The organism is Hyunsoonleella flava, from assembly GCF_004310325.1.
Lineage (GTDB): Bacteria > Bacteroidota > Bacteroidia > Flavobacteriales > Flavobacteriaceae > Jejuia > Jejuia flava.
This window is the reverse complement of record NZ_SIRT01000011.1, coordinates 22,862-37,775: the sequence shown is the minus strand read 5'-3', so window position 1 is coordinate 37,775 and position 14,914 is coordinate 22,862. Positions and strand designations below refer to the sequence as shown.

12 protein-coding genes are annotated in these 14,914 nt (G+C 34.6%); 2 read left to right on the top strand and 10 right to left on the bottom strand.

What is annotated here, in order from left to right; all coding sequences use genetic code 11:
- Positions 1-14 precede the first annotated feature (14 nt).
- The 3 genes from EYD45_RS12395 to EYD45_RS12385 form a co-directional block, all read right to left on the bottom strand.
- Positions 15-1,367, bottom strand: a complete 1,353-nt coding sequence (locus EYD45_RS12395) for an MFS transporter (protein WP_130964876.1) — start codon at positions 1,365-1,367, stop codon at positions 15-17.
- A 1-nt stretch (position 1,368) separates the two neighbouring features.
- The gene (locus EYD45_RS12390; RefSeq protein ID WP_130964875.1) at positions 1,369-1,737 is read right to left on the bottom strand and encodes a glutaredoxin family protein; all 369 of its coding nucleotides are present in this window, start codon (positions 1,735-1,737) and stop codon (positions 1,369-1,371) included.
- 101 nt (positions 1,738-1,838) lie between these two features.
- Positions 1,839-4,490 carry a TonB-dependent receptor gene (locus EYD45_RS12385; protein ID WP_130964874.1) on the bottom strand — a complete coding sequence of 884 codons (2,652 nt, stop codon included), beginning with the start codon at positions 4,488-4,490 and terminating at the stop codon, positions 1,839-1,841.
- A gap of 169 nt (positions 4,491-4,659) precedes the next feature.
- On the opposite strand from EYD45_RS12385, the gene EYD45_RS12380 reads away from it, so the two are divergent.
- Positions 4,660-5,688, top strand: coding sequence for a LacI family DNA-binding transcriptional regulator (locus EYD45_RS12380; RefSeq protein WP_130964873.1), 1,029 nt, complete (start codon positions 4,660-4,662; stop codon positions 5,686-5,688).
- A gap of 163 nt (positions 5,689-5,851) precedes the next feature.
- Here EYD45_RS12380 and EYD45_RS12370 read toward each other — a convergent pair whose 3' ends face one another.
- From EYD45_RS12370 to sqr, 3 genes are read right to left on the bottom strand one after another with little or no spacing between them, the layout of a single operon-like run.
- Positions 5,852-6,325 carry a DsrE/DsrF/DrsH-like family protein gene (locus tag EYD45_RS12370; protein ID WP_130964872.1) on the bottom strand — a complete coding sequence of 158 codons (474 nt, stop codon included), beginning with the start codon at positions 6,323-6,325 and terminating at the stop codon, positions 5,852-5,854.
- 33 nt (positions 6,326-6,358) lie between these two features.
- Positions 6,359-6,667, bottom strand: a complete 309-nt coding sequence (locus tag EYD45_RS12365; RefSeq protein WP_130964871.1) for a TusE/DsrC/DsvC family sulfur relay protein — start codon at positions 6,665-6,667, stop codon at positions 6,359-6,361.
- Positions 6,668-6,695: 28 nt separating this feature from the next.
- Positions 6,696-7,940, bottom strand: coding sequence for a type III sulfide quinone reductase, selenoprotein subtype (gene sqr / locus EYD45_RS12360; protein WP_130964870.1), 1,245 nt, complete (start codon positions 7,938-7,940; stop codon positions 6,696-6,698).
- Between the two features lie 279 nt (positions 7,941-8,219).
- Here sqr and EYD45_RS12355 point away from each other — a divergent pair, with 279 nt between their 5' ends.
- Complete coding sequence (locus EYD45_RS12355; protein ID WP_130964869.1) at positions 8,220-9,605, top strand: OmpP1/FadL family transporter; 1,386 nt, start codon at positions 8,220-8,222, stop codon at positions 9,603-9,605.
- 52 nt (positions 9,606-9,657) lie between these two features.
- Here the strand turns inward: EYD45_RS12355 and queG are convergent, their stop codons facing one another.
- The 4 genes from queG to EYD45_RS12335 form a co-directional block, all read right to left on the bottom strand.
- A complete protein-coding gene (gene queG / locus EYD45_RS12350; protein ID WP_130964965.1) occupies positions 9,658-10,581 on the bottom strand; it encodes a tRNA epoxyqueuosine(34) reductase QueG in 924 nt (307 codons plus the stop codon).
- A 39-nt stretch (positions 10,582-10,620) separates the two neighbouring features.
- Entirely contained in the window at positions 10,621-11,643 is a 1,023-nt protein-coding gene (ruvB, locus tag EYD45_RS12345; RefSeq protein ID WP_130964868.1) for a Holliday junction branch migration DNA helicase RuvB, read from the bottom strand.
- A gap of 389 nt (positions 11,644-12,032) precedes the next feature.
- Positions 12,033-13,919, bottom strand: a complete 1,887-nt coding sequence (locus EYD45_RS12340) for an OmpA family protein (protein ID WP_130964867.1) — start codon at positions 13,917-13,919, stop codon at positions 12,033-12,035.
- A 19-nt stretch (positions 13,920-13,938) separates the two neighbouring features.
- Positions 13,939-14,895, bottom strand: a complete 957-nt coding sequence (locus EYD45_RS12335; protein WP_130964866.1) for a PorP/SprF family type IX secretion system membrane protein — start codon at positions 14,893-14,895, stop codon at positions 13,939-13,941.
- Positions 14,896-14,914 lie beyond the last annotated feature (19 nt).

The window sequence follows — 14,914 nt, the reverse complement described above, 5'->3', positions numbered from 1 at the left end:
ACTATTTTTTTTAATTAATGGCCACTACCAACCGAAACAACAATGTCTTCATCTTCATCAGTAGATTTTGGCTGCTTGAGTCTTAATGCTAGGACACCTGCAATGATAAAAAATACACCTCCAAATAATATAGCATTAACTGCACTATTGCTTAATAGATGTTTTACAATAGGCCCAAATGTTAATGTTTGAATTCCCATGGGTATAACAATCATCATATTTAAAATCCCCATATAAACACCACGTCTTTCTTGCGGGACAATTTTGGACACCATAGAATAGGGTATTCCCATCATAGCTGCCCAACCTATTCCAAATAAAACCATAGGTAATACAACTAAAAGTGGGTCTTGTATATATGGAATACTAAGCATTGCAATTCCTGTTAAAAATAGACTTAGCACATATACTTTTTTACCACCATACTTTAAAGCTAATGGCACAAGCGCTAAGGCAAAAACTATAGTTGATATATTGTAGGTTGTGTTCATTTTTGCAGCTTGACTTAAAGCTTCAGAACTGTTTAACCCCATACTTTCCTTAAACATTGGTGCAATAAATTGCCAATACACAAACAAGGCATACCACTGAAACAAATACACCGCAGATAGTTTCCACATAAATTTTGGCATATCCTTTATGGCATCTAATATTTCTAAAATGGGTGCTTTAATTCTTGCTGAAAGTGATAAAGCATTATGCTTTTTTATATCCTCTAACTCTTCTTCTGTTGGTGGTATTTCTGGTGTTTTTAAAACAGACCAAAGAATGGTTGAAATGGACAAAACAGCCCCAATAAAAAAGGAATAATACAACCATTTTGGTATGGATGTTACACTTTCGGTAACCTCCTCTACACCACCAAACCAATCTTGAAAAAGAAAGATGGAAGCATTTGCCAAAACTATGCCAGCACCAACAAACAAACTTTGCATTTGATACCCAAAACTTAGCTGACTGTTGGGCAGTTTATCCCCTACAAAAGCTCTGTAAGGCTCCATTGCCATATTGTTTCCTACATCCAAAATCCAAAGTAAGCCAACGGCAAACCACAAAGCTGGACTAAATGGAAAAGCAAACAAGCACAAACTACCTAATAATGCCCCAATCAAAAAGAAAGGTTTACGTCTTCCCCATCGAGGCGACCATGTTTTATCTGAAATAGCACCTATTATGGGCTGTATAATTAAACCCGTTACTGGGCCAGCTAAATTTAATAATGGTAGCTGGTCGTGCTCTGCACCTAAAAATGAAAAAATAGGATTTACAGCTGTTTGTTGCAGCCCAAAACTATACTGAATGCCAAGGAAACCAACATTCATATTGAATATTTGCCAAAAGGACAATTTTGGTTTTGCTATTTTCATCTTATTTAGTTTTTTCTATTAGTTTTTTTAGAAAGCCATCAAAATCCGCAACATTATTCATTATCAACTTTCCGTTTAAATCTACAATTGGAAGTGATATGGCATCAAGCGATATTCCTGCCTTTTGCAACTTTACAATCATTTCGTTTTGCTTTTCAAGATTTACATCAACATCGTAATATGTAAACACCATATTTTTTTCTTTTAAAAATGATTTGGTATCAATACAATAATGACATGTATCACTACCATACACAATTAATTTATTAGTTTTCACACTCTCAATTGCAACCGAATCTACTGGTTTAGTTTGACTGTATGCGCCTTGACCAATTAAGGCAAATACAAATGATAATACAAAAATTCTCATGTTTATATACTTTTTTGTTAAAGATGAAAAGAGTTGGAACTTAAAATTAAACCCCAACTCTTTCTTAACAACCAAATTCAAACTAAACTTAATATGATTTCTTAAAACTTATATTGTAAAGATAATGTTGTTGAGCGACCACTTATCGATCTTGCCCTTGCTAACCTATTAGAACCAAAAGCTCCATCTCCATTTCCTTCAACTTCTGTAATACCAACAGTATCAAAAAGGTTGTTTACACTCAATACAAGAGAAAGACCGTCTGTTAAGCCTGCTCTACCAATTAAATTAAAGTAAGCGTACGCTGGCATTACTAAATCGTTGTCATCTTGAGCATAAGATTTAGTTGTACCTAGGATACTTAATGCAAACCCATGCTGACTATTTTCACCAAAATTATAAGAAGGAGACAAGTTATATACTAAATCTGCTTGTCTTCTTGGAGTATTCCCTTTGTTAGCACCACCATCAATTTCAGCTTTTGTCCAAGTAAACGAACCATTAAAATTAAAGTTTTCTCCAAATGCAAGTGCTGTTTCAGCTTCTAAACCTATTGCTTTAAAAGGGTTACCTACAGTTCTGTTTAACTCATTACTTATACCTTCCTCTGTATTACTCATAAACCCAGTAAGGTTAAGCACACCGTTGTTCAATCTTTTCTTATAACCAAATTCAAGTTGAGAAAGCTCATCAAACTGAACATCAGCTAAACCATCTGCACCATACGTATTTCTGTCGGCAGCTCTTCCTGAAGCACCAGAACTATATCTTGCAAATACAGCAGATCCTTCGTTTAACTTATAATTTAACCCTGCAGAGTAAGATACAAAGTTGTAATCATCATTCACTATTTGACCTGCAGTACCTGCAATTACAGGTACGGAAGATTCTATTCCTTGTATAACACCGTCTCCATCGTAATCATATGGACCATATCCCTCAGCAGACTTAACTCCTGCTTGTATTGCACCATTAACGTTAACATTCTCAAAACGGATACTACCATCAAAGTTTAACTTTTCAGTAATAGCAGCATCTACACCTATATAGGGAGAGTTTACATTATGTACAGTGTTATATCTACGTTGACAACAATTATCTCCATCTTCATTATCCCACAATGGCGTACCATAAGAATATTGACCATTTCTAGAAAAACCATCAAAATCTGCTAATCTTGCTTGACCGCCACCCTTAACTTCAGAAAGGAAAGAACTCCACTGCCATCCGATTTTTGTGTTTTGTGTTGCTGTAAATAAACCAGCAGTTACACCCACGTTATCACTTAACTTTTTAGAAATTTTCACATCACTAAAAAAGTTGCTTAAATCGTCTACAGTAACATCAAACATATGTATAATTTGGGCTAATCCATTAGAAGGATTGAAAGCTTCTCTGTCTCCATCAGCGTACACCAATGCTCCTGTTGCATTTGAAGCATCTCTTGCCGTTGTTTCAATCTCAGAAACACTACCTACAGCAGCCGTAAATGGCGACACCCATTCTCCACTATTATTAGAATAACGGGCCTTACCTGCTATTTTCCAATCACCACCTAAGTCAAAAGAAAACTCAGCTCCTAAAGATTGTGATACAGGATTGTTACCATTTCTAACATCATTAACATGTCTACCTCCTCCATCAAAAGGATTTGTTCCTGCACTTTGTTGTAAATATGCTGAGTGAGGAGAATCACTAGTGATATCAAAACCTGGCAAGTTAGAGAAAGTTGGGTCATCATTACTTCCTTCCAATAACATTGGCATAGGTAGATACATTACAGATCTATCATTCAATAGTTTTGCATATACGCGTACATAGCCAGTGTCAAATCTTTTGGTAAGGTTAGCTTTAAATTGCCCTCCTTTATTACCTTGGTATCCTATTTCTCTAGGTCCTTCTCCTGTTCTAATAAAACCACCAAAGTGATAAGACATTCCGTTTTCTAGTGGTGCACCATATTCAAAATCTAATCTACTTGTTTGGTAGTCTAAACCAAAAGTCGTCCCCAACGAACCACCTTCTGTAGCACCAGTTTTACTAATCATGTTAATGATACCCGCTGGACCATTAGATGTTTGGGTTGATGCAGAACCACCTCTAATTGCTTCAACTCTTCCAATATTAGAATCTATTCTTAAAAAGTTATCGGCATTTCCAAAAGACGTATCTCCAAATAAATTTAATGGCAAACCATCTTCTTGAATTTGAAAGTATCTTGAACCTCCCGAAGAAATTGGTACACCACGTACATTAAAGTTAGCATTACCTTCACCACCAGAAGACTCAGCGCGTATACCTGGTATATTTCTAAAAAGTTCACCTGCACTTCTTGGAGCTGCTTGTTCTATAAGCTCTACATCCATTGTAGAAACAGAGACACTGGATTCAATTTTAGATTTTGGATTCACAACACCCGTTACAACAATCTGATCTAAAGATTGGGCGTCTTCTTTCATGGTTATGTCAACTGTAACATCATTACCTTGTACCGTAACATTTTGCAAAAACTTTGCATAACCTAAAAATGTAGCAGATAATGTATAATCACCATTTTCTACATTATCAATACTATAGTTTCCATCAAAATCTGTAACAGCTCCTTTAGTTGTGCCTTCTAAAATAACATTAACACCTGGCAAGGGTATACCCGTTTCATCTTTAACGTTTCCTGAGATTGATTGCGCAATTAATGCACTTGTTGATAACAACATCAATACTAATAAAAACGCACTTTTTTTAATTGCATTCATTTTTGTCTTTTTTAGTTATTCGATAAATTATTCAGTTAATTTTTGTCAAATCTATAGTCATGAATGATATAATTTATCTAATTCTTAATCGAAAACGTTTTCGAAAGTAACGAAAACGTTTTCGATTTTAATTTTTTTCTATATTTTAGTTTATTAAACACCTGTTATAATGAAAATTGTTACACTAAAAGATATTGCAGAACAATTAAATATTTCTGTAACAACTGTTTCAAAAGCATTAAAGGATTACCCTGATGTTAGTAAAAAAACAAAACTACAAGTACGAGAACTTGCTAAAACATTAAACTACAAACCCAATGCCTTTGCGGTTAACCTTAGAACTAGAGAATCTAAGACTATTGGTTTAATTATTCCTGTAATTGTTCACCATTTCTTTTCAAATGTTATTAAAGGTATTATTTCACAGGCTGAAAAGAAAGGATACCTTGTTATTATTCTTCAATCTGATGAGTCTTATGAATTGGAAAAAAAACAAGTTGAATTATTGTTAAGCCAACGTGTTGATGGTATTATTATCTCTTTAGCCAATGGAACCGCCAAGTACGACCATTTAAATGAAGTGATTAATCAAGAAAAGCCTTTAGTGATGTTTGATAAAATTGCTAAAGTTGTAAAATGCTCTAAAGTTATAATTGATGATAGAAAAGCAGCTTACACCGCTACCCAGCATTTAATAGATATTGGCTGTAAACGTATCGCCCATTTTAGAGGTGCATTATTACCGCAAAACTCCATTGATAGATTTTTAGGCTACAAAAAAGCATTAATAGACAATAACATTCCTTACGATCCATCCTTGGTATATATTTGTGAATGTGGCGATATGAGTTTTGAAGAAGGCAAAAAAAATGCAGAACAATTATTAGCAGACCATGATGACGTAGATGGCATTTTTATAAATACGGATTTGGTAGCTATAGGCGCTATGACGGCATTTCAAGAAATGGGTGTAAAAATCCCAACAGATATTAGTATTGTTGGATTTAGTAATTGGTTTATGTCTTCTGTGATATCTCCAAGTCTTACAACCATCAACCAACCCGGATTTGAAATGGGAAAAGCCGCATTTAAACAACTTTTTAAAGAAATTAAAGCACGAAAAAAAGAGAAACCTTTTGAGCCTAAAACTGTTGTTTTAGAAACAGATTTGATTGTTAGAGCATCTACAAAAAGTTAACATACTTTTTAAAACCATAAAAATTTGTTGGTTTTATGGCAAGCAGAATATATCAACTTTTATTTATATAGTAAAATTGACTTTAGGCTAATTACGAATCATAAGTTTTATTCTTTGACTGTATGACTCGTAATTATGAAAATTTCTAACTATGGTTTCTAAACTATATAAAAAGAAGTTGGCAGCCTTCTTGATCAGCTCTGGAGTAAAAATCTCCAATAGTTAAAATACCATCTAATTCATCAATAAGATCTTCTTCTTTTAAATGAAACATATCAACTGCTAGCTTACATGCCCAAAGCCTACACCCTGAATCGGAAAGGATTTCTAAAAATTCGCCAATAGGTGGCATATCTAGTTTTTCCATTTCTTTCTTCATCATTTTTGTCGCTAAAGCCTCTACACCAGGTAAGCCGCCTAACATAGTAGGTATGTGCATACCAGGGTTACCAACTGTGGCAACATGTAAATGCTCTAATTTTTTCTTCTGAATGGCTTCTAGACCGAAGAATGTGAAAAATATTTCAGACTCAATACCTTCCATTCTTGCGCCGTTTGCCATTACAAAAGCTGCGTAAGCATTTTCAATGGTTGCTTTTGATAAAATGAAAAGCATTTTTTTAACTTTAGTTCCCATAATATTATGTTTTAATTGCGTTGATAGTTTATTTTAGATACAGCTTTTTGGCTTTGGAATACCAGCAATCAATGTTGACTTTTTTAACGGTCCGCCAGGAAATAAAGCATAAAACTCCTTTATGTTTATAACACCACTTTTCTTAATTCCTCTAATTGATAATGGTTCTTCCTTAAGATGTTTGTCTTGCAAATACTCAATGACTTCCCAGTGTTTTTCTGTCATTACTACATTGCACTCACCAGCAATACATTCGCATATTTCACGATCCCATTGTTTAAAATCAACCAAGTATCCTTCCTCGTTAACTTCTATTTCTTTATTTGCGATTATTTTTTTCATGATTATAAAATTTAAATATTAACTGTTTTTAATTTTGTTTTATATCGAATATCTTTCCTTTAAAACTCATATTTCTGCCAACAAACGGAATAGAAATACCCTTTAATAGCATATTCCAATAAATCCACCTGAAGGCTAATTTCCCCCAATGATTAAATACACTTTCTTTTAACAATTTAAGCGGTCCTATTTTTGCAAACGGAAATGTTCCATGCACTGGTTCTTGATCATAATTAAAATCTATTAATAACGCTTTATTATCACCTGTTTCAATAAAACAATTGGCATGACCATCAAACTCTTGTTTCAATTTATATCCTTGTGTGTATAATAAAATATTGTCCGTTAGTGTTTCTGCTTGAAAGTGCGCAACAGATCCTGCTTTAGATGCAGGTACGTTGGTTGCATCTCCTATAACAAAAATGTTATCATGAGCCTTAGATTGTAATGTATGTTTATGTGTTGGTATAAAATTTAAGTCATCACCCAAGCCAGATCGTTCTATAACTTCATCGCCCATATTTGTTGGTACGGTTACTAGCAAATCAAACGGAATCTCCCTATCAACATAATCTACAATTGCTCTCTTTTCATTATCAACTTCCATTATTGCAAAATCTGTCTGTATCTTAATTTGTTTTTCCTCCAATAAGTAATTTAATGCTTTGGTACAGGTTGGTTTTGTAAAAGCACCATCTAAAGGTGTTACATAGGTTATCTCAACCTTATCTCGCATCCCTTTTTTCTTAAAATAAGAATCAGCCAGAAATGCAAACTCTAATGGCGCCACAGGACATTTTATCGGCATCTCTGTGATATGCACTACTAGTTTTCCACCTTGCCAATTTCTTAACTTATTACGTAGTGCCAAAGCACCTTCATACGTATAGAAATCAAAAATATCTTTTCTCCATAAAGGACCTAATAAGCCCTCTGTTTCAGCTGGAGCAATTTTTGACCCTGTTGCTACAATTAAAATATCGTAATCTAGAGTTTCGTCTTCTAATTTAACTTTATTAGATTCTGGTAAAATCTTATCAATCTTTTTCTGAATATAATTGACCGTTTTTGGTATAAATTTTTTTCCTTCTTTTTTAACCTTATTTTCAGTATAGGTATCAAAAGGTAAAAACAAAAACCCTGGTTGATAATAATGAGTTTTATACTGGTCTACTATAGTGATTTTCCATTCCTTCTTTGGTAATTTGCCTACCAAATGGTTCGCCATCATCGTTCCTGCTGTGCCTGCTCCTAAAATTATTAGATTTTTCATTTTTTTAAGTTTCAAGTCAATTATGAATAAGAAATATTCTAATTCTAATTTTGAGTAAAATTAACTTGAATATCTTGAAAAAAATATGACAAAAATCATCATAAACCCTTGTGTAACAAAGGTTACACAAGGTGTCTTTAAATTGCTTTTTTCTAAAAAAAAACCAAAACGTGATAAATATCATAGCTGAAATACAACTTAAAATCTAGTTTTGATTAAAATTTAGCCAACATAGTATTTTATTAAATGTTAATGGAATACTCTTAAATACTTTTTATTATGAAAACTAAACTTCTAAACTGTTTATTTCTTTTCTTTTCGATTTTCGCCTTTTCACAAGCAGGTCATATTATGCAAGGTGTGGGAGCCGTTAACATGTCGATGGGCGGCGCTTCTACTGCACAACCTTTAGATATTTCAGGAGCTTTACAATGGAATCCTGCAGCTATTTCAACATTTGACGGTAATATTATAAAGCTTGATGTTGGTTTGTTCTTCTCATCTCCAGAATTAAGTTCTACTTTACCTCCAAACATGTTATGGCAACCTGGAGATCTTGGTCCTGGAGCCCCTGGATCGCCAGCAGTTACCGGAACAACAGCAGATGACAGAGGTCTTTCTCCCATGCCAGCATTGGCTATGGTTTGGAAGAAAAAGGGTAGCAAACACACTTTTGGGGCTTCTGCCTTTGGTATAAGTGGTTTTGGGGTAACATTTCCACAAGAAACCAATCTTCCACTTGATATTTCTGGGAACCCGAATCCTGATTGGAATCCAAATGCTTCTAACCCTATTAACTGGCCACAATCTTTTAATGGTTTTGGACGTATTGAGTCTGATTATATTCTATTGCAAATTGGTTTAACATATGCTTTTGAAATAACCGATAAATTATCCATTGGTATTCAACCCAATTTTAATTATGCTACCTTAGAATTAGAACCAAACCCTACCGCCAACCCTAATGCTTCTGGTTACCCTACATCAGACAAAGCATCGTCTACTGGAATAGGCGCTCAATTCGGTTTATTTTATGATACAGGAATTGGATTAAAATTAGGGACATCATACAAAACCACACAAAAATTCAGCGAATTTGAATTTGAAAATACGTACTTAGACAATTCAACAGCAACCAATAATTTCCAAATGGACTACCCTTCTATTTTTTCTGTTGGTGTTGGTTATTCAAAAGGAGATTTTGATTTAGCTCTTGATTTTAGAAGAGTAGATTATGAAAATACAGATGGGTTTTCCAAAACTGGATGGTCTCAGACAGCTTCAGTATCTGGATTTGGTTGGAAAAATATTTCCATTCTATCGGCAGGTCTTCAATGTAAAGTCATAAATAAATTGCCATTGCGAATTGGGTACACTTATAGCTCCAATCCTATTCCAGAGGAAGTAGCCTTTTTTAATGTACCCGCTACAGCTATAATTAAAAATGCTTACCAATTTGGTTTTAGCTATGAAATAAATAGCAATTGGACGCTAGATGCCGTTTATCATTATGGTAGTAGTGATGGTAGCACCCAAGGGAATATACTATCTCCTATGATGGCTTCGCCTGGGAATACTTTAGGAGCAATACCTGGTTCCTCTGTATCTTATGAAATGAATACCTCTATGATTATGGCAGGTATAAGTTATAAGTTTAACAAGTAAGATTAAAGTACCTTAAAAAGATTCTAAGAAAACAGTTTTCTTAGAATCTTTTTTATTGAAGAAATTCAATATTTCGCTTTAAGCCAGAATATTTAGTACGTTTCACCGCAGATTTTTTAAATACTTTTCTAAAAGTCTCTTCTGTAATCTCTTCCCAATCCTTTTTACTCATGGAAAGCAATTCTGGATGTGGATTAAATAATGGTTCTGAGTGTGCTTTTGAAAAACGATTCCATGGGCAAACATCTTGACACACATCACAACCAAAGATCCAATCGTCAAATTTACCCTTGAATTCTGATGGAATATTTTCTTTCAATTCGATTGTGAAATATGAAATACACTTACTACCATCAACCACATAAGGCTCGGTTATGGCTTCCGTTGGGCAGGCGTCAATACATGCTGTACAAGTACCACAATGGTCGGTTACTGGCGTATCGTATTCCAATTCTAAATCGATAATTAGTTCTGCAATAAAATAAAACGAGCCTACCTGTTGGGTGAGTAAATTACTGTGTTTACCAATCCAACCTAAGCCTGATTTTGCAGCCCAAGCTTTATCTAAAACTGGCGCAGAATCTACGAAAGCGCGACCACTTACCTCTCCTATTTCCTCTTTGATGAAATGTAAAAGTGATTTTAATTTGTCTTTTATCACAAAATGATAATCTGTTCCATAGGCATATTTAGAAATTTTATAACTCTCAGAATTTTGAACTTCTGAAGGAAAATAATTGAGCAATAGCGATACTACGCTTTTTGAATCTTCTACCAGTTTTGTTGGATCAAGCCGTTTATCAAAATGGTTTTCCATATAGCGCATGTCTCCATGCTTATTTTGGTTCAACCACTTTTCTAATCTTGGGGCTTCTTCTTCAAGAAATTCAGCTTTACTTATCCCACAAGACAAAAAACCGAGGCGTTTTGCTTCGGTTTTGATGAGTTTTGTGTATTTTGATTTAGCTTCAATCATCATTTAGATGCTGAATCAAGTTCAGCGTGACAAGAAATTTTAGAATAATCCTCCTTGAATATTACCTTTTATTTTTCCTAAATGCTTGTATGCTTGCTCTGTAACTTCTCTACCACGAGGTGTTCGCATTATAAATCCTTGTTGGATTAAAAAAGGCTCGTAAACTTCTTCGATCGTTTCAGGGCTTTCACTAACGGCAGTAGCAATGGTAGTAATTCCTACCGGACCACCTTTAAATTTATCAATAATTGTAGATAGAATTTTATTATCCATTTCATCTAAACCATGCGCATCTACATTTAAAGCCTCTAAAGCAAATTTTGCGATTTTTATATCGATGCTTCCGTTGCCTTTTATTTGAGCAAAATCTCTAACACGTCGCAACAATGCATTGGCAATTCTTGGTGTACCTCTACTTCGTCCTGCAATTTCTACCGCAGCTTCCATAGAAATGGGGACATCTAAAATCATGGCACTTCGTTGTACTATCGTAGTTAATAAATCGGTTTGGTAATATTGTAATCTACTTTGAATACCGAAACGTGCGCGCATCGGTGAGGTTAACAATCCTGAACGTGTTGTAGCACCAACTAATGTAAACGGACTTAAATTGATTTGAACTGTTCGGGCATTCGGCCCTGTTTCAATCATAATATCAATTTTGTAATCTTCCATTGCAGAATAGAGATACTCTTCCACAATAGGACTTAAGCGATGAATTTCATCAATAAATAACACATCACGTTCATCCAAATTGGTTAATAAACCTGCTAAGTCTCCCGGTTTATCCAATACTGGACCTGAAGTTACTTTGATACCTACATCTAATTCATTTGCTAAAATATGTGCCAAAGTAGTTTTACCTAATCCTGGTGGCCCATGAAACAAGGTATGGTCTAAGGCTTCTCCTCTTAAATTTGCAGCCTTAACAAAAACTTGAAGGTTTTCCAACACTTGATCTTGCCCAGTAAAATCATCAAACTCTAGAGGTCTCAGTTTTTTTTCAACATCTATTTCCTCTGGAGAAAAATTTTCGCTTGTTGGGTCTAGGTGTTCATTCATTATTATCGTGTGACTTAACCCGATGATTATTCGGGTTTCTAAAGTGTTTAAAAGGTTAAAATGTTTGAGACTTTTAGGACATATACAAGTGCTAGAACAGTTACAGCACTTATTCCAAGTACAACCTCCCAATGATATATGCTGAACAACTCTCTTCTTGTAGGTGTTCTACCATTTAATTTTATAAACCTCTTGTAGAATAACTTGTGGATAATGTAACCCAATATCACAAACAAAACTATTGCTCCTATGTAATACCCCATATCATTGCCATTATATTATGATAAAAATACATAAAACAAATGACTTAATTAGAAATAGCGAAAGCCTTTCAAATCTGACCGTAGTCAGTAGAAAGGCTTTCCGGCTTTTGGTTGGTTTATGGTTGGTTATTTTAGAATTGTAAATTCACAACGCCTGTTTATATCATATTCATCGTCATCACAGATACCTTCTTTAACGCATTTGTTAAGTGGTTGCATCTCGCCGTAACCTATACTTTTTAATCGGTTACGTTCGATACCTTGACTAACTAAATATTCTAAAGTTGAAGCGGCACGACGTTTTGATAAATCTAAATTATATTGATCTGGGCCACGGGCATCGGTATGCGCAGAAACTTCCACCTCCATAGATGGATACTTCTTCATTAAATCTACCAACACATTCAGTGTTGTAGCAGCATCTTCACGTATCTCTGACTTGTCAAAATCGAAGTAAATTTTATCTAATTCAACTTGTACATCGCCATCTTCTTTTTCTTTTACGCGCTCTTCAGCATCCGCAAAAGATTCTAAACTCAAATAAATATTGTGCTGCACCTTCCCTTTGCTATCTGTAGAAAACTCAACATCTTGAGGAATGTATGCTTTTCGCGTACCTCTTACTTTATACTTTTTGTTTGGCTCTATTTTGAAGATGTAATATGCATCATCACCAACAATAGTGTCTTGAATTACAGTATCAGATTCATCAAATAACGTCACTAATGAACCTGCAAGTAATTCCTTGCTATTTAAATCTTCAACAACACCTTCCACCTGATACATCGTTAGAGGGTTTTGTTCTCTTTTGAAACCAAACAACCTATCATAACCTGTTCTATTTGAAGATACAAACCCTTTATTGTCTTTTTCTCTTACTACATAGGCAAAATCATCTAATGGGCTGTTAATTGTGCTTCCTAAGTTAACTGGTTTATTAAACTCTCCATTAACCAAATTGCTTCTAAACACATCTAATCCACCATATCCTAAATGACCAATCGATGAAAAATACAGGACATTGTATTTACTTAAATATGGGAATTGTTCTCTGTGTTTCGTATTAATAGTTTCACCTAAATTTTCAGGTTCGCCATACGTACCATCTTCATTTATAGCTACTTTAAAAATATCAAAGCTCCCTAAAGTTCCTGGCATGTCGCTCGCGAAATACAAGGTTTTTTCATCGTAGCTCAATGCTGGATGTTCTGTACTGTAGGCATTTGAGGTAAACGGTAAGGCGGTTACATTTGTCCACTCGCCATCAACCAATTCCGCTTTATAAATTTTAATGTGTGCAATACGCTGTTCATCTGTTTTTTTGCGCGTCGTGTTTGTTCTGTTAAAGTACATCGTTTTTCCATCCTTGGTAAACACTGCATTACTTTCATGCGATTCTGTGTTAATTGATTCTGAAAATGGTTGCACGTTTTCTAACACATTTTGACTGTTCAATGTACCGCTGTATAAATCTAAATATGGCGAATTATTCCATGAATATGTTGGATTCTCAGAGTTTCTAGCGGAAGCAAAAGCTACCTTATCTTCTCCATAAAACGACAAACCAAAATCACTACTGGAGTTTCTGTTTTCAATTTGTTTTAATTTGAAGGTATGCGGTGTAGTTTTATCCGTTTCGGCAATAAATGCCAAGGTATTAATTGGCTTATTATAGTAGCGTCTTAAATGCTTATCGGCTTCTTTGTATTCCTTTACGCCTTTTAAAGCCTGTGCAAATCTAAAGTGATATTCAATATCAATAGAATCGCCATATTCTACGAATAATTCCCTGTAGGTTTTAATAGCCTTTTGAAGACTGGCATTGTAATAATAACTGTCTGCCAAATTCTGGAGCACTTCCTGATTGCGCTCTTTGGTTTCGTAAATTTGTGCAGCATCTTTATAAGCCCTCATTTCAAAAAGCTTATTTACACGTTTTAAGTTTTTCTTTTGGGCAAACCCTATTCCGCTAACTAATAAAAGGCTTGCAAGTATGTATATAAAATGTTTCATGTTTCCTTAGTATTAAATGTTAGAAGAATCTTGGTGAGCGATCGTACCCGTTTTTAAATCCGAATAAATCCACGTCAAATAGAATAAATATTTCATGCGATCCAGAATTGAAATCTCCAAGGTTATTGGTTGTATAATCATAAGCATAACCAATTCGCAAATCTGGCGTCACCCTAAAGTTTACCAAAGCACTCATAGCATCACCCAAACGGTAGCCCAATCCAGCTTCTAACTTTTCGTTTATCAAAACATTAGCAGTAATATCTAAGGCCAAAGGCGCACCTTTTACAGCTCTACCCATAAATGCCGGCTTTAATTTTACGTTTGAATCGATATCGAACACATAACCTCCTGTAAAGAAATAATGCACATTTTCAATACCCGTTGCCTTGATACCATTTTCATTCTCAAGATGTTTGGTAGACAACATATTTGGAGCGGATAGCCCTAAATAATAGTTATCGGTAAAAAAGAAAGCACCAATACCTAAATTTGGGAAAGCCCTATTTAAGTTTTCATTAAATGCGATATCCCCACTTGCTGGTCCGTTTTGTAGTTGCAAACCATTAAAGTTAGTATCAAACATGCGTACACCAGCTTTTAATCCGAAAGATATTTTGGTTTCAATACCAACAGGTAACACATAAGCAAAATCTGCAAAAATATTATTCTCATTAACGATATCTCCAATATTATCGTTGGTAAAGGAAATTCCCATTTCTATTTTATCGTTTATTGGTGTATGGGCGAAAAAAGTTCCTGTTGAAGGTGCACCTTCTAGTCCTACCCATTGGGTTCTATACAACCCTCCAAGGTTTAAAATGCCTTCTTCCGCAGTGGCGTAAGCTGGATTAATCACACTCATGTTATACATATATTGCGTGAATTGTGGGTCTTGTTGAGCGAAGCTTTGTAATGACATGAACATCAAACTTAACAAAGCAGCTATTTTATGATATGTATTTAAATTTTTCATCGTTTTAAATCTTTTGTAT

What these genes read in the sequence shown, in the direction of transcription:
- sqr (WP_130964870.1), bottom strand. Translation starts at nt 7,940, where the DNA reads ATGAAAAATCTAATAATTTTAGGAGCAGGCACAGCAGGAACGATGATG.
- ruvB (WP_130964868.1), bottom strand. Translation starts at nt 11,643, where the DNA reads ATGAATGAACACCTAGACCCAACAAGCGAAAATTTTTCTCCAGAGGAA.
- EYD45_RS12370 (WP_130964872.1), bottom strand. Translation starts at nt 6,325, where the DNA reads ATGGGAACTAAAGTTAAAAAAATGCTTTTCATTTTATCAAAAGCAACC.
- EYD45_RS12355 (WP_130964869.1), top strand. Translation starts at nt 8,220, where the DNA reads ATGAAAACTAAACTTCTAAACTGTTTATTTCTTTTCTTTTCGATTTTC.
- EYD45_RS12385 (WP_130964874.1), bottom strand. Translation starts at nt 4,490, where the DNA reads ATGAATGCAATTAAAAAAAGTGCGTTTTTATTAGTATTGATGTTGTTA.
- EYD45_RS12395 (WP_130964876.1), bottom strand. Translation starts at nt 1,367, where the DNA reads ATGAAAATAGCAAAACCAAAATTGTCCTTTTGGCAAATATTCAATATG.
- EYD45_RS12390 (WP_130964875.1), bottom strand. Translation starts at nt 1,737, where the DNA reads ATGAGAATTTTTGTATTATCATTTGTATTTGCCTTAATTGGTCAAGGC.
- EYD45_RS12365 (WP_130964871.1), bottom strand. Translation starts at nt 6,667, where the DNA reads ATGAAAAAAATAATCGCAAATAAAGAAATAGAAGTTAACGAGGAAGGA.
- EYD45_RS12340 (WP_130964867.1), bottom strand. Translation starts at nt 13,919, where the DNA reads ATGAAACATTTTATATACATACTTGCAAGCCTTTTATTAGTTAGCGGA.
- queG (WP_130964965.1), bottom strand. Translation starts at nt 10,581, where the DNA reads ATGATTGAAGCTAAATCAAAATACACAAAACTCATCAAAACCGAAGCA.
- EYD45_RS12380 (WP_130964873.1), top strand. Translation starts at nt 4,660, where the DNA reads ATGAAAATTGTTACACTAAAAGATATTGCAGAACAATTAAATATTTCT.
- EYD45_RS12335 (WP_130964866.1), bottom strand. Translation starts at nt 14,895, where the DNA reads ATGAAAAATTTAAATACATATCATAAAATAGCTGCTTTGTTAAGTTTG.